This is a genomic window from Actinoplanes couchii (assembly GCF_016862075.1).
In the GTDB taxonomy this organism is placed as follows: domain Bacteria; phylum Actinomycetota; class Actinomycetes; order Mycobacteriales; family Micromonosporaceae; genus Actinoplanes; species Actinoplanes couchii.
Genome location: NZ_BOMG01000044.1, coordinates 113,540 through 128,536, shown reverse-complemented (window position 1 = coordinate 128,536; position 14,997 = coordinate 113,540). Strand labels below are relative to the sequence as shown.

The following is a 14,997-nucleotide window of genomic DNA, read 5'->3' as shown; positions in this document are numbered from 1 at the left end:
CCAGGATGGGGGCATGGACTCGCGTGACTGGATTCGGGAGGGCTTGCGCGCCGCGGTGAGTGGGGCGACAGCCGTCCCGCTGGCTGTCCTCAACATCCCGCTCTTCGTGCTCTTCGTCGTCTCGCTGGTGCTGACCCCGGTGCTCGGGCTCGGGCTGGTGCTGCTGCCCCTGGTGACGAAACTGATCCGAACCCGCGCCAACCTGGCCCGCAGGCTCGCGGCCAGGTGGGGCAGGCCGATCGACCGGCCCTATCTGCCCCGCCCGCAGCGGGCTCCGCTCGGCGGTCTCCGGCACTACCGCTGGATCATGCGTGACCCGGCCACCTGGCGCGATCTGGCCTGGCTGCTGCCCGGCGCGGTGCTCGGCCCGGTCCTCGGCCTGCTGGCAATCGTCCTGCCGGTCTACGGGGTCGAGGGCATCCTGTTGATCCCGCTCCTGATCTCGCTCGGGACGGACTACGGCTATGGCGTGATCTGGCCGATCTCGACCCTCGCCGACGGCTTCCTGTCCCTGCCGCAGGGCGTGGTGATCCTGGCGATCGGGGTGGCCGCGGCGCCCTACCCACGTCGCGCCGATGCCTGGATCACCCGGCTGTTCCTCGCCCCGACCCGGGCCGCCGAGTTGCGGCTGCGGGTCAGCCAGCTGACCACCACCCGGGCCGACACCGTCGACGCGCAGGCCGCCGAGCTGCGCCGGATCGAGCGTGACCTGCACGACGGGGCACAGGCCCGGCTGGTCTCGCTCGGCATGACCATCGGGCTCGCCGAGGAGCTCGTCGGCGCTGACCCGGCCACCGCCCGCAAACTGCTCGCCGAGGCCCGCGAGACCAGTTCGGCGGCCCTGGTCGAGCTGCGCCAGCTGGTCCGGGGCATCCACCCGCCGGTGCTCGCCGAGCGCGGACTGGAAGGCGCGGTGCGGGCCCTGGCCATGGCCCTGCCGATCCCGGTGACGGTGACCGCGGCGTTGCCCGGCCGGCTGGACACGCCGGTCGAGTCGGCGGCCTACTTCGTGATCGCCGAGGCGCTGGCCAACGCTACCCGGCACAGTGGAGCCGGCGCGGTCTCCGTCGACCTGCGGCACACCGGCGACATGCTGCTCGCCGGGGTCACCGACGACGGCCGGGGCGGCGCCGATCCGGCCGGTGGCACCGGGTTGCGGGGCATCGAGCGACGTCTCGCCGCCTTTGATGGCACGATGAGCGTGTCCAGCCCGCCGGGCGGGCCGACCGTCGTGACCGTGGAGCTGCCGTGCGCGTTGTCATCGCCGAGGACCTCGCCCTCCTTCGAGACGGGTTGATCCGGATCCTCGAGGCGTACGACTGCGAGGTCGTCGCCGCCGTCGACAACGGGCCGTCGCTGCTGCCCGCGCTGGTGGAGCATCGTCCCGACGTGGCCGTGGTCGACGTGCGGTTGCCGCCGACCTTCACCGACGAGGGGCTGCAGGGGGCGATCTCGGCCCGGCGTGCGATCCCCGGGATGCCGGTGCTGGTGCTGTCGCAGCACGTCGAGCCGCTCTATGCCCGCGAGTTGCTGACCGACCGGGCCGGCGGGGTCGGCTACCTGCTCAAGGACCGGGTGGCGAACGTCGCCCAGTTCATCGACGCGGTCCGCCGGGTGGCCGGCGGCGGCACGATCATGGACCCGGAGGTCGTCACCCAGCTGCTGGCCCGCAACGTGCCTCCACTGGCAGCACTGACCGTTCGCGAACGTGAGGTACTGGGCCTGATGGCCGAGGGCCGCTCGAACGGTGCGATCGCCACGAAGCTCTACATCGGTGAAAAGGCCGTGAGCAAACACATCAGCAGCATCTTCACCAAGCTGGCCCTACCACCATCCGACGACGACCACCGCCGGGTCCTGGCCGTCCTCGCCTACCTGGACGTCTGACCGTCGCCCCGCCCCGCCCCGCCCCGCGAGGTCACGCCACACCGCGTCCGGCCCCGAAATCGCCGCGCTGAGGTCGCTACGTTCCGGGGTGGGGCGGTATGGATTTGGAGTCGCCACGCTGAGGGCGCTGTGTGCCGAGGCAGCCGGTATGGATTCGGAGCTGCCGCGCTGGGGTGGTCGCCGTGTCGCGTGACGAGGTGGGTCGGAGCGGATCCGGGATCGTCACGTTGAGAGCGCCGGGTCTGGGTTCGGGGTTGTCACGCGCAGGGAATGCCGTACTGCGTGGTGGGTTTGGGTCTGGGATCTGGTTGGTCTGGAACCGGCTTTTCGGGAGGGCGGCTTGTCGTGTGCAGGGCCGGCGAGCCCCGACCCTGCACGCGGACCGGTGAGTCCGGGCCGTGCAAGCGGGCCGGCGAGTCTCGGCCCTGTGGATGGGCGCGTCAGCGGTGGGACAAGCGGGCGATTCGGCCGTCGCGGCCGGAGGCCCAGCATGTGCCGTCGGTGGTGCAGGCGACCGCGTCGAAGCTGCCGGTGTCGAAGCGTCGCCAGGTGATGCCGCCGTCGTGGGAGACGTCGCTGCCGGTCGGGCCCACGGCCAAGGCGGTGCGGCCGAGCCAGGCGGCTCCGGAGCGGTATTCGCCGGGTTCGGTGCGGGAGACGGTCCAGGTTCGGCCGCCGTCGTGGGTTACCGCCGAACCGTCCGGTGCCGACGTCTCGGTGTTGTAGTCGCCGCCTACGACGATGCCGTTTCGTGCGTCGCGGAAGGCGAGTGAATAGATTCCGGCGCTGGCCCCGCTCGGTACCGGCGTGGCGGTGACGGTCCAGGTCCGGCCGCCGTCCCGGGTGGCGAAGACCCGGGCTACCGAATCACCACCGGTGGCGAACCAGGCGTTACGGCCGCCCGGCGAGGCATGCCCGCCATCGATCGACGCATCCACTCCCCGGGGCGAGGCAGCCGCACCGATCAACGAGCCGTCCGCGTCGGCGGACGAGGCACCGGCACTGACGGACGATGCGTCTGCGCCAGCGGGCGAGGAGCCCGCATCGACCGACGCATCCGTGCGGGCGGTCGCCGCAGACGAGCCCGCCGGACGGCCCGGGCCGGTGAGCGAGGCCCCCGGGGCGGCGGAGACGTCGGCGGAGAAAGCGGCGGAGGCGGTGGTGGCAGCGGAGAAGGAGGAAGCGGCGGTGGCGGCGGAGGAGGAAGAAGCGGCGGTGGCAGAGAAAGCGGCGGCGGTGGAGGAAGAGACGGCGGAGGCGGTGGTAGCGGCGGAGGCGGTGGTAGCGGCGGTGGAGGAAGAGACGGGGGAGGCGGTAGCGGCGGAGGAAGAGGCGCTGGTGTGGGCGTGGGTGGGGGCGGGCGGGGCGACCAGGCACGTGCCGCTGGCGGCGAAGGCGAACTCGCCGGGTAGGGCGGCCGGCATGCCGTCGGTGGGTTGTACCTGCCAGGTGCGGCCGGCGTCGCGGGTGGCGAGGATGCGGAACTTGCCGTTCACCGGGTCGGAGAGGGCCAGGCCGTGCCGCCGGTCGAGGAAGGTGACGCAGTCATAGAAGGCGGCCGGGTCCTCGTTGCGGAACGTCTCGGTCCAGGTGGCGCCCCCGTCGGTGGTGCGGTAGATCCGGGAGTCGGTGCCGGCGCCGATGGTGAGTGCCACCGCGTCCCGGGGGCCGAAGGCCTCGATGTCCCGGAACTGCAGTTCGGCGGCCTCGGGTGGTCCGACGGAGGCCCAGGTGCGGCCGCCGTCGACGGTGCGCAGGATGGTTCCGGCGGAGCCGGCGGCCCACGCCACCTCGGCGTCGACCGGGGCGAGCCCGCGGAACCGGGCGGTGCTCCCGGTGTCGGTGAGCTGCCAGGACAGGCCGGCCCCGGGGGACAGCGGGGTGACGGCCAGGACCAACGCTGCCATTGATGTCTTCCGATGCGATGTCATGGTGGCCCAAACTACCGGCCCGGGCTACCGGGTCAAGTGGCTGATGTCGATGGAAGAACCGAGGGGGACGGTGACGGGGACAGGGGTGGCGGTGACTTGAGCAGCCGCCCGGCGAGCAGCCCGCCGCCCAGGATCAGGACGGCGGCGATCATGCCGGCGACCCCTTGGGCGATCGGCCGTTGCCGGCGCCCGGGCACGCGCTGAAACCCGTCGACCATCAGTGCCTCCCTCACGGTCCCTCCCCACATTCTCAACGTGGGGAAGGAGGGGACCCGACGTGGGGAAGGAAAGGACCCCGGCGTGAGGAAGGCCGGGACGGGACGGATGACCGGATCACCGGTCCAGCAGTGCCCGCAGTCGAAGGCTGTCCTGGGTCGTCCATCCCGGCGGCGGGGCGATGGCCGCCCACCCGTCGACGGTCTCGGACTTGTAGACGTGCCCGTGCCCGGTCGGCACCTTGTTGGAGAAGACCAGGTCGCAGGTGATCTGCCAGAACGTGATCCCCGGGTACCAGTGCATGTCCGGGGTGACGTCGGCGGCCCGTTTCCCGATCAGCCACTGTGGTTTCTGCCAGAGCAGGTCCCAGCTCCACCAGACCACCGGATCGGTGGCGTTCTGCAGGTAGACGACCTTGGGCCGGGGCCCGGTGAGGTCGCGCAGTTCGGTGGCGTCGTCGGCGAACTCGATCGGCAGTTGCGGGTAGTGCGGATCCCAGACGGGACTGCCGGCCGCCCGGTTCTCGGTGAGTTCGCGGTGTGCCGGGTTGGCGAAGGTGGGCCCGAGGAGCAGCGCGCCGTCCGCCCCGTCGACCAGGGCCTCCGGCGTACCGAAGGTCGTCTCCATCCCGTACGTCCCGAGGCTCTCGCCGAACAGCAGCAGCCGTGGCCGGTCGCCGGCCGGCATGGTCGCCCAGCGGTCCCGGACGGCGCCGATCAGGGCGTCGGCCGCGTCGACCACTTCGGACCGGTCTCCCATGAAGGCGAAGAAGCTCGGCAGGTACGAGTACTGCATGGAGACGAGGGCGCTGTCCCCGGCGTACATGTACTCCAGCGACCGGGTGACCTTGTTGTCCACCCATCCGGTGCCGGTGGGGGTGAAGACGGCGATGACCGAGCGGTCGAATGCCCCGGTCCGGTCCATCTCGCGGACCACCAGCCGGGCCCGGTCCTCGACGGTGAGCGCCGAGGCGAGTCCGCCGTAGAGACGGATCGGTTCGACGGCCGGGCGGCCGGCGAACGCGGTGAGTTCGTCGGTGCTGGGCGCCCCGGCGACGAAGGCGCGGCCCTGCCGGCCGAGGGAGTCCCAGGAGACGGCCGATCCGGGGCCGCCGGAGCGCAGCCCGGAGACCGGGACGGTGACGCCGTTGCCGGTGCCGTTGTTGACGACGGCCGCGGACCGGTCGGCCATCGCGAACAGGTTGGCGACGAGGAGGCCGTCGAAGGCGGTGTAGCTGAGCACCGCCACCACCAGGGTGCCCGCGCAGTAGGCGGCCGGCACCGGGACGGCCCGGCGGAACAGGAACGCGCAGCCGTGGGTGGCCAGGCGCAGCAGCCGGGCGATGACGAGCAGCACGGTGAAGGTGAGCAGGCTGACGCTGACGGTGCGGGCGATGTCGGTGTCGGGCGCGGGTTCCATGCCGAGCCGGATCCGCAGGTCCTGTTGCCAGTGGTTGCCGAGCCAGAGGAAGACCGCGACCAGGACCGGCACGGTGATCGCCAGTACGGCCCAGGCGATCCGGGCGATGTGCGGGCGCATCGGCCCCCGGAAGCGGCGGACCAGGGCCTCGAGCGCGGCGCCCAGGCCGTACCCCATGGCGGCGGTGACGCCGGCCACCATGCCCTGCAGGAACCAGACGCGGGGCAGCAGGGACGGGGTGAAGGAGAGGCAGTAGAAGACGGCGCCCAGGGCGACGCCGGCGAGGCTGAGGCCGGCTGACGCGATGCGGCGGCGGGCCGGAGGGGTGACGGTGGCGGGAAGATGATCGGTTGTGCGACGCGGCGAGGGGATGGGCGGCGACGTCACCACCTGCATGCGCATCCGGTGCTCCGTTCGTCGGGCCGGGACCGTACGCGGGGTGACGGTTCCACCCCGCTACGTTGCCCCTCCATCATCGGGGGTCGATGCTGTCGGACGCCGCCCTATTTCCCTCCGGGTTCTCCCTGGTTTTCGCCTGGCTCCTGCCGATGTACGGGGGCGAGGGAGGAACGCGATGCGGTTTCGCAACTGGATCGCGGTGCTGGTCAGTGTGCTTTTGCTGGCCGGTGCCGGGGTTGTCGGCATTCTGGTGAACCAGTCGACGGTCCGGGCGGTCGAGGCGGTGCACCGGAACGACACCACCGCACTGGGCACCAACAACGGCACGCTCACCGGCCAGCTGCAACGAAACTCCACCCTGGAGTTGACCCGTCTGCTGGGTCAGAGTGCGCTGCGTTTCGCGACCGCCGACGCGAAGGACCGGCTCACGCTCACCGTCGCCAGTGCCAAGAGCACCACTTTCCAGTACGGGATGATCACGGTCGGCCTGGATCACGAGTTCCTGACGTCGAACCGTTCCGCCGGGCTGCCCGATCCCGCCGACGTGGCCTGGGCGCCGATGTGGGAGTCGCTGGCGACCGACGGGTACGGCTTCGCCGGCGTGATGCCGGCCGGTGACACGTTCGTGGCCGCGGTGGGCATCCCGGTCGTGGTGAACGGTGGCGTCGTCGGTTACCTGATCGGGTTGAACCAGGTCGTCGCCACCCCGTTGCAGGGTTACATCCGGGAGTTGCGCAGCGACGCCCACCAGACGCTGATCGTGGACACGTCGGGCCGGGTCGGCGCGGCGAGCACCGACGAGCGGCTCGGCACCTACGTGGACCCGGCGGTCCGGGCCGATCTGGGTCATCCCGGCAGTCGCTTCGTCCAGTACGAGGACGATGGCGTGGAGATGATCGCGGTCATCGTCGCTGTCTCCCCGAGCGGCTGGTCCTACGTGCGTACGCAGACGCAGGCCTCGTTCGACGGTGCCGTCTACAGCCGAAGCCGTACCCTGACCGTCACCCTGCTAGCCATGCTGGTGATCGGTGTGGTGGGAATCACAGCCCTCGGTTACCGCACGCAGATCCAGCGCCGTCGTGCCGACGAGCGTTTCCAGGCCCTGTTCCAGCACGCCCCCGATCTGGTCTCGGTGCTCGACGAGTCCGGCCGGATCGTCTTCAGCAGCCCGAGCACCACCGCGCTCCTCGGGTTCCCGGCCGGTTCGCTGGCCGGGCACAGCGTCTTCGACGTGGTGCACCCGGAGGACCAGCCGACGATGCGCGAGCGCCTGACCGCGCTGCTCGGCGAGGCGGACGGGGTGGTGCGCCTGCAGTGCCGGGTGCAGACCGCCGGCGGCGAGTTCCGCTGGTTCGACTTCACCGCCTCGAACCAGATGCACAACCCGGCCCTGACCGGGGTGGTGGTCAACGCCCGGGACATCTCGGAGAACCGGGCCTTCCAGGAGCGGCTGGAGCACGAGGCCCAGCACGACCCGCTGACCGGCCTGCCCAACCGGCGGCGGATGCAGGACCGCCTGAGCACGTCGTTGCGGTCCGACGCGGTGGCCGTGCTCTTCGTCGACCTGGACGGGTTCAAGCCGGTCAACGACGAGCACGGGCACGAGGTCGGCGACGCGCTGCTGCGGCAGGTGTCGGACCGGCTCAGCGCCTGCATCCGGGCCGGGGACGTGCTGTCCCGGGTCGGTGGCGACGAGTTCGTCATCCTGATGCCGGGGGTGTACGGCCCGGAGGCCGGCGCGGCGATGCGGGAGCGGATCCGGTACGTCCTGGACCTGCCGTTCCGGATCGACGATCATGAGCTGACCATCGGCGCCAGCGTCGGGGTGCACCTCGCCCCGGCCGCGACCGACCCGGACGAGGCCCTGCGTTCCGCCGACCACGCGATGTACGAGATCAAGCACGCCGGCCGGATGCCGGAGCGGATAGGCAGGCACCGCGCCGCGGACTAAAGTTGGTGCACGTTGGGTGCACGAACTTCAGTCCGCGAACGACGACGAACGGCGGTGACCGCGGTGTCCAAGGTCTTCTCCCGGCGCGACCTCGACTTCCTGCTCTACGAATGGCTCGACGTCGAGGCGCTGACCACGCGCGACCGGTTCGCCGAGCACTCGCGGGAGACGTTCGACGCCTTCCTCGACGTCTCCCAGCAGATCGCCGAGCGGGACTTCGCGCCGCACAACCGGGCCGGCGACCTGACCGAGCCCACCTTCGACGGCGAGCGGGTCACCATCATCCCGGAGGTGAGCCGGGCCCTGACGGTGTTCGCCGAGTCCGGTCTGATCGCGGCCGGCATGGACGCCGAGCACGGCGGCCTGCAACTGCCGCACGTGCTGCAGCGCGCCTGTTTCCTCTGGTTCCAGGCCGCCAACACCGCCACCTCGGCGTACGCCATGCTCACCTCGGCCAACGCCCACCTGCTCCTGACGCACGGCACCGAGGACCAGATCCAGCGGTACGTGATGCCGATGCTGGAGGGGCGCTACACCGGGACCATGTGCCTGTCCGAGCCGCAGGCCGGATCGTCCCTGAGCGACGTGACCACCCGCGCGGTCCGCGACGAGGACGGGACGTACCGGCTCACCGGCGGCAAGATGTGGATCTCCGGCGGTGACCACGAGCTGAGCGAGAACATCGTCCACCTGGTGCTGGCCCGGGTCGCCGGAGCGCCCGCCGGGGTCAAGGGCCTGTCGCTGTTCATCGTGCCGAAGAAGGACGTGACCACCGGCGAGCGCAACGGCGTGGTCCTGGCCGGTCTCAACCACAAGATGGGCTACCGCGGTACGACCAACGCGGTGCTCGCCTTCGACGACGCCCGGGGCGAGCTGGTCGGGGCGGAGGGCCGCGGCCTGCAGTACATGTTCCACATGATGAACGAGGCCCGGATCGGCGTCGGGGCGGGCGCGGTGGCCCTGGGCTACACCGGTTACCTGCACGCGCTGGACTACGCCCGGGAGCGCCGGCAGGGCCGCCCGGTGACCGCCAAGGACCCGTCGGCACCCCCGGTGGCGATCGTCAAGCACCCGGACGTGCGCCGGATGCTGCTCGCTTCCAAGTCGTACGTGGAAGGCGGTCTGGCTCTGGTCCTCTGGGCGGCGAAGCTGCTGGACGAGCCGAGCGAGGAGAACGCGCTGCTCCTGGACGTGCTCACCCCGGTCGTGAAGGCCTGGCCGTCGCAGTGGTGCCGGCTCGCCGACGACCACGCCATCCAGGTCCACGGCGGTTACGGATACACCCGCGAGTACCCGGTCGAGCAGTTCTACCGGGACAACCGCCTCAACTCGATCCACGAGGGCACCGACGGCATCCAGGCCCTCGACCTGCTCGGCCGCAAGGTCACCCAGAACGGCGGCGCCGGCCTGGCCCTGCTGCTGACGAGGATCAGAGAGACAGCCGCGTCGGCCAAGGACGGCGCGCCGGTGATGGAAGCATGCGACCGGCTCGCCGCGACCACCGCCAGGCTCTGGCAGGACCCGGCGAGCGCCCTGGTCAACGCCACCGCCTACCTGGACGCCACCGGCCACCTGGTGATCGCCTGGATGTGGCTGGAGCAGGCGAAGGCCGCCGAGGGCAAGGAGGGCGCCTTCTACGAGGGCAAACGCCTGGCCGCCAGGTACTTCGTCACCCACGAGCTGCCCCGGATCGGCCCGATGCTGGACCTGCTCGACTCGGGCGACACGCTGCTTCGGGACATGGACGACGCCTGGTTGGGTTAGCGTCATGGCATGGCCGGTAAAGCCACGATCGTCGAAGTCGGGGACCACGAGGTCCGGGTCTCCAACCCGGACCGGGTCTACTTCCCGGAGCTCGGCGCCACCAAGCTCGACCTGGTCGAGTACTACCTGGCGGTGAGCGACGGGATCGTCCGCGCGCTGCGCGAGCGCCCCTGCATGCTGCACCGCTTCCCGGAGGGCCTGGCCGGGGAGAAGGTGCACCAGAAACGGGTGCCGAACGGCGCTCCGCCCTGGCTGGAGACGGTCCGGGTCAAGTTCCCCCGGTACAACAGGCACGCCGACGAGCTGTGCGTGACCAAACCGGCCGACGTGATCTGGGCGGTGCAGATGTCCACCGTGGAGTTCCATCCGTGGAACTCGCGGCGGGCCGACACCGAGCGCCCCGACGAGTGGCGCATCGACCTGGACCCGATGCCGGACTGCCCGTTCGGCACGGTGCGGAGAGTCGCCCCGGTGGTCCGCGAGGTCCTCGACGAGTTGGGGATGACCGGGTACCCGAAGACCAGCGGCGGTTCGGGCCTGCACGTCTACGTCCGGATCGAGCCGCGCTGGGGTTTCGCCGACGTCCGCCGGGCCGCGCTCGCCTTCGCCCGCGAGGTGGAGCGGCGGGCCCCGGACGACGTGACGACGACCTGGTGGCGCCGCGACCGCGACCCGAAGGCGCTGTTCATCGACTACAACCAGAACGCCCGCGACCACACCATCGCCAGCGCGTACTCGGTCCGCGGCGTCCCCGAGGCCACCGTCAGCACCCCGGTCACCTGGGACGAAATTCAAGATCTCAACCCCGGGGACTTCACTATTCGTACGATTCCCCAGCGCTTCGCCGAGCTAGGGGACCTGCATTCGGACATCGACGACCACTCCCACTCGCTGACCACACTCCTGGAATGGGCCGACCGTGACGAGCGGTCCGGCCTGGAGACCCCGGCCGAGAATTAGCCGGGAACCGATCGGGCCGCCGCCGCGTGTACCGGACATGGTGGTTCCGGCAGTGATGATCGATCTGGGTGAGGCGTCCTCCTCCCACGAGGGGTTCGAAGCCTTCTACCGGGCCAACGCCGACCGGGTGTACCGGGCGCTCGCGGTCACCCTGCGCAGCGACGACCTGGCAGCCGAAGCGGTGTCGGAGGCGATGGCCCGGGCCTGCGCCCGCTGGCCCACGGTCAGCCGCCTGGACAACCCGGCCGGCTGGGTCTTCCGGGTCGGCCTGAACTGGGCCACCTCGTGGTGGCGCAAGGTTCGCCGGGAACGCCCTCCGGCTGACGAGGCCGACCATCCCCGGTCCCGGCCGCCGGACACCGCGGTCGGTGCCCGGGACGCCCTGGCGAAACTGCCGGAGTCCCAGCGCGCCGTGATCACCTGCCGGGTGCTGCTCGAACTCACCACCGCCGAGACGGCAGCCGCCCTGCGGATCACCGAGGGCACCGTCAAGAGCCGTCTCTCCCGCGGGCTGGCCGCCCTGCGCCACGAGCTGAACAGCGAGGACTGACCGGATGGACACGATTCCGCAAGACGTGACCGAGGCCGTCCGGGCGGCGGCCGGGGCAGCGCCGGGCTATCGCGCGGACCTCACCGATGTGCGCCGCCGGGTCCGTCGTCGCCGTAAGCGGCAGGCCGTCCTCTCTGCCGTGGGCGCGGTGGTCCTGGTCGTCGCCACCGGGTTCGGCGTGATCGTCCGGCGGGAGGAGAGCAGGCTGAACGACCTCCCGGCCGCGGACGACGCCCCACCGGAGCCGGGATTGCAGCGGCTGCTGCTGAACGGCGCCCTGGGCCGGTATCAGCCGGCGGCCGAGGGCGGCCGAGCCGTCGAACTCGGTGCCTCCACCCGGATGGGAGTGCTGGAGCCGAGCGGCCGGATCGACACGCTCGACGTGGTCGGCGCCGGGCGGTGGGACCGCGCGGTGGCCCTGCCGGACGGCGCGGTGGTGGCGGTGAACGAGAGCGAGTTCCGGCTGGTGGTGACCCGGCCGGACGGCACGGTCCGGCTGCAGCGGAACCTCAGCCACGACGAGGAGTGGATGAGTCTGCTGACCGCGACGGCCGACACCGCGTATCTGTGGCGCCAGACCGACCTGGTCGCACACGACATCGCCTCCGGGACGGAGACGCCGGTGGTGAACATGTACCAGCTCGGTCTCATCAACATGCAGGGGGCGTTCACCGCGGCCGACGTGAACGACGGAGTGCTCGTGCTGGCGCCGAAGGAGACGACCGGTTGCTCGGTCGAACTGCTGCGCCGGCCACTGGCCGCGAACCGGGAACCGGTCCGGTCGGAGTGGCTGGACATCGGTGTGGGGAACTGCGAGCAGGTCACCGGGATCCGGCTTTCCCCGGACGGGGCCATGGTCGCGGTCAGCTACCAGACGGCGAACCACGACTTCGAGGTCGTGGTGTTCCGGATCGCCGATCAGAGGATCGTGGCCCGGGGCGGCGGGGGCACCGGCGATCTGGTGGTCGACGGTGTGCGGCCGTATCCACTGGTCGCGATCGCCTGGCAGACCCCTTTCGAGCTGCGGGGGGCCTGGTACCTGACCAATGGCGACGAACCGTTCCGACTCCATACCTTCTTCATCAATTGGTGATCTCGGATCGGTTTTATTGATCAAATTCGGTGATATCGTCCGGCGATGGCACTGCTCTCCGCTCTCGATAGAGAGCACACCATCGCCCCGGAGGGGTACAGCCGGTGGCTCATTCCGCCGGCCGCTCTCGCCGTCCACCTGTGCATCGGGCAGGCGTACGCGACGAGCGTCTACAAGACTTCACTCGTCCAGCACTTCGATACGTCACAGACCGCGATCGGCATCGTCTTCAGCATCGCGATCGTCATGCTCGGCCTGTCCGCCGCGATCGGCGGCACCTGGGTGGAGCGCAACGGCCCGCGCAAGGCGATGTTCGTGTCCGCCTCGTTCTGGACCGCCGGCTTCCTGATCGGCGCCCTCGGCATCTCCACCGGTCAGCTCTGGCTGCTCTACCTGGGATACGGCTTCCTCGGCGGCATCGGCCTGGGCATCGGCTACATCTCCCCGGTGTCCACGCTGATCAAGTGGTTCCCGGACCGGCCGGGTCTGGCCACCGGCATGGCGATCATGGGCTTCGGTGGCGGCGCCCTGGTGGCCGGCCCGCTGTCCCGGCAGCTGCTGTCCTTCTACGACGCCGACTACGACCCGACCGTCACCACCTCGACGGCCGGTGGCGGCGCTCTGACCGCCCTGTTCCTGACCCTCGGCATCGCGTACTTCCTGATCATGATGTTCGGGGTGTTCAACATCCGGGTGCCGCGTGAGGGCTGGAAGCCGGCGGGCTGGGATCCGTCCACGGTCAAGGCCAAGCCGATGGTCACCACGGCCAACGTGTCCGCCGCCAACGCGGTCCGGACCCGCTCGTTCTGGCTGCTCTGGGTCGTGCTGTTCTGCAACGTGACGGCCGGCATCGGCATCCTGGAGCAGGCCAGCCCGATGATCCAGGACTTCTTCCGGGGCACCGGAGGCACCTCGACGGTCGCGGTCACCGCGGCGGCCGGCTTCGTCGGACTGCTCTCGCTCTTCAACATGGGCGGCCGGTTCGCCTGGTCGACGGCCTCGGACGCGATCGGGCGCAAGCCGATCTACATGGTGTACCTGGGTGTCGGCATGGTGTTCTACGCCCTGCTGGCCCTCTTCGGGCACACCGCGACCGCCCTGTTCGTGCTGCTCGCCGGGGTGATCCTGTCGTTCTACGGCGGCGGGTTCGCGACCGTGCCGGCCTACCTGCGGGACCTGTTCGGGACCTACCAGGTGGGCGCGATCCACGGCCGGCTGCTGACCGCCTGGTCGGCCGCGGGTGTGGCCGGGCCGCTGATCATCAACGGCTTCCTGGACGCGCAGGGCAAGCCGGGCACGCTGACCGCCGACGCGTACCGGCCGGCTCTGTTCACCATGGTCGGTGTGCTGGCCGTCGGCTTCATCGCCAACCTGCTGATCCGCCCGGTCCCGGAGAGCCTGCACGAGCCGGCCACCGCGCCGGCCGCCCCGGTGACCCCGGCCGAGCCCGCGACGCCGGCTGCGAAGAAGGCCGAGCCCGCGACGCCGGCGGTGGAGAAGGAAGCCGAGCCCGCGGCGCCCGTCGAGCCCGAGGACACGAAGGTCGAGGCCGTGGAGCCGGCCGAGACGAAGGCTGACGAGACTCCCGAAGAGAAGAAGGAGGCGACGGCATGAGACTCGTGATCTCTTGGGCCCTGGTGTCCGTCCTGCTCGGTTACGGCGTCGTCCAGACGCTGATCACCGCGGCGAAACTCTTCCAGTAGTACTCTCCCGCTCCACCAGCTTGAAGGGAGCCCGCAGCTCGAGACCGGGCGGCGGGCTCTCGCTGGTGATGCGCAGCAACAGCCGGTCCACCGCGGTCGTCGCGATCATCTCCTTGTCCGGCGAGATCGTGGTGATCGTCGGGTTGGAGAACCGCCCGTCCTCGATGTCGTCGTAGCCGATCACCGCGATGTCCTCGGGCACCCGCAGCCCCCGCGACACGATGGTCCGGATGGCGCCGAGCGCGACCAGGTCGGAGTAGCAGAAGACGGCGTCCGGTGGCTCGGCCAGGTCCAGCAGGTGTTCCATCGCGCGGGCGCCGTCCGGCCGGTTGAACCGCGGCGTACTGATGATCAGCTCTTCCCGCGGGGTCAGCCCGCGGGCCGCGTGCGCCTCCCGGAAGCCGCGGGTGCGCCGTTGCGCCGCCTCGCCGGTGGCGTAGGGCTGGTCGCCGATCGCCGCGATCCGCCGCCGTCCGAGATCGATCAGGTGCTCGGTGGCCAGCCGGGACGCCGCCACGTCGTCGATGCCGACGTGGTCGAAGCTGCCGTCGCTGGCCCGTTCGCCGAGGATGACCAGTGGCAGGGTCCGGTCGCGGTCGGCGAGGGCCTGCTGGTCGAGGCCGAGCGGGCTGAAGATGACGCCGTCGAAGAGCAGCCGGCGCGAGCCGTGGGCGATGAACGCCCGCTCGTGTTCCGGGTCGCCGTCGGTCTGGTCGATCAAAACGTTATAGCCGCTGACCCGCGCCGCCCGGATGACGCTCTGCAACAACTCGGAGAAGTACGGGGTGTCCAGGTACGGCACCACCACGGCGATCTGACCGGACCGTCCCTGTGCCAGGTTGCGCGCCAGGACGTTGGGTCGATATCCGAGTTCGTCGACCGCGCGCTGAACCCGCTCACGCGTACGCTCAGTGACGTTGGCGTAGCCGTTGACCACGTTCGAGACGGTTCGGCTCGATACGCCGGCCAGCTCCGCGACGTCACGCAGAGTGACTTCTCGACGCATTCTGCCTCCCTCTGCCCGCCGCAAGTTTCCGGCAGGTTACCCCTTGCCGACGCTAAGACGTCCGTGCATGCTGTGTTTTGCAGCGCTGCAAAAGCGTAGCAACAGCACTCGCCGGACT

At 70.6% G+C, this 14,997-nt stretch carries 13 protein-coding genes; 9 read left to right on the top strand and 4 right to left on the bottom strand.

The window, feature by feature from the left end:
* Positions 1 to 13: 13 nt before the first annotated feature.
* Positions 14 to 1,297, top strand: coding sequence for a sensor histidine kinase (locus Aco03nite_RS17025; protein ID WP_203796324.1), 1,284 nt, complete (start codon positions 14 to 16; stop codon positions 1,295 to 1,297).
* Positions 1,249 to 1,887, top strand: coding sequence for a response regulator (locus tag Aco03nite_RS17020; RefSeq protein WP_203796323.1), 639 nt, complete (start codon positions 1,249 to 1,251; stop codon positions 1,885 to 1,887). Before Aco03nite_RS17025 ends, Aco03nite_RS17020 begins: the two co-directional genes overlap by 49 nt.
* A 440-nt stretch (positions 1,888 to 2,327) precedes the next feature.
* Here the strand turns inward: Aco03nite_RS17020 and Aco03nite_RS52970 are convergent, their stop codons facing one another.
* The 3 genes from Aco03nite_RS52970 to Aco03nite_RS17005 all read right to left on the bottom strand — a co-directional run bounded on the left by Aco03nite_RS52970 (position 2,328) and on the right by Aco03nite_RS17005 (position 5,855).
* On the bottom strand, positions 2,328 to 3,794 hold the full coding sequence (locus Aco03nite_RS52970) for a WD40/YVTN/BNR-like repeat-containing protein (RefSeq protein ID WP_239145221.1): 1,467 nt from the start codon (positions 3,792 to 3,794) through the stop codon (positions 2,328 to 2,330).
* A 56-nt stretch (positions 3,795 to 3,850) separates the two neighbouring features.
* Positions 3,851 to 4,051, bottom strand: a complete 201-nt coding sequence (locus Aco03nite_RS17010; protein WP_203796322.1) for a hypothetical protein — start codon at positions 4,049 to 4,051, stop codon at positions 3,851 to 3,853.
* Between the two features lie 100 nt (positions 4,052 to 4,151).
* Positions 4,152 to 5,855, bottom strand: a complete 1,704-nt coding sequence (locus Aco03nite_RS17005) for an alpha/beta hydrolase (protein ID WP_203796321.1) — start codon at positions 5,853 to 5,855, stop codon at positions 4,152 to 4,154.
* Positions 5,856 to 6,027: 172 nt separating this feature from the next.
* Between Aco03nite_RS17005 and Aco03nite_RS17000 the strand changes: the two genes are divergently transcribed.
* Genes Aco03nite_RS17000 through Aco03nite_RS55030 form a run of 7 tightly spaced genes read left to right on the top strand, consistent with a single transcriptional unit; the run spans position 6,028 to position 13,873 of the window.
* Positions 6,028 to 7,803, top strand: coding sequence for a diguanylate cyclase domain-containing protein (locus Aco03nite_RS17000; protein WP_203796320.1), 1,776 nt, complete (start codon positions 6,028 to 6,030; stop codon positions 7,801 to 7,803).
* Positions 7,804 to 7,857: 54 nt separating this feature from the next.
* Positions 7,858 to 9,567, top strand: coding sequence for an acyl-CoA dehydrogenase (locus Aco03nite_RS16995; protein WP_203796319.1), 1,710 nt, complete (start codon positions 7,858 to 7,860; stop codon positions 9,565 to 9,567).
* A gap of 9 nt (positions 9,568 to 9,576) precedes the next feature.
* Positions 9,577 to 10,527, top strand: coding sequence for a non-homologous end-joining DNA ligase (gene ligD, locus Aco03nite_RS16990; protein WP_203796318.1), 951 nt, complete (start codon positions 9,577 to 9,579; stop codon positions 10,525 to 10,527).
* Between the two features lie 55 nt (positions 10,528 to 10,582).
* Complete coding sequence (locus tag Aco03nite_RS16985) at positions 10,583 to 11,077, top strand: RNA polymerase sigma factor (RefSeq protein ID WP_203796467.1); 495 nt, start codon at positions 10,583 to 10,585, stop codon at positions 11,075 to 11,077.
* Positions 11,078 to 11,081: 4 nt separating this feature from the next.
* On the top strand, positions 11,082 to 12,170 hold the full coding sequence (locus tag Aco03nite_RS16980) for a hypothetical protein (RefSeq protein ID WP_203796317.1): 1,089 nt from the start codon (positions 11,082 to 11,084) through the stop codon (positions 12,168 to 12,170).
* A 45-nt stretch (positions 12,171 to 12,215) separates the two neighbouring features.
* Entirely contained in the window at positions 12,216 to 13,784 is a 1,569-nt protein-coding gene (locus Aco03nite_RS16975; RefSeq protein WP_239145220.1) for an OFA family MFS transporter, read from the top strand.
* Positions 13,781 to 13,873: an MFS transporter small subunit gene (locus tag Aco03nite_RS55030; protein ID WP_425544582.1), complete on the top strand. Its 93-nt coding sequence runs from the start codon at positions 13,781 to 13,783 to the stop codon at positions 13,871 to 13,873. The genes Aco03nite_RS16975 and Aco03nite_RS55030 overlap by 4 nt, the downstream gene beginning before the upstream one ends.
* Here Aco03nite_RS55030 and Aco03nite_RS16970 read toward each other — a convergent pair.
* Positions 13,848 to 14,879 (bottom strand): LacI family DNA-binding transcriptional regulator, encoded by a 1,032-nt coding sequence (locus Aco03nite_RS16970; RefSeq protein WP_203796316.1) that lies wholly within the window; start codon positions 14,877 to 14,879, stop codon positions 13,848 to 13,850. The two genes, Aco03nite_RS55030 and Aco03nite_RS16970, sit on opposite strands and share 26 nt — an antisense overlap.
* Positions 14,880 to 14,997 lie beyond the last annotated feature (118 nt).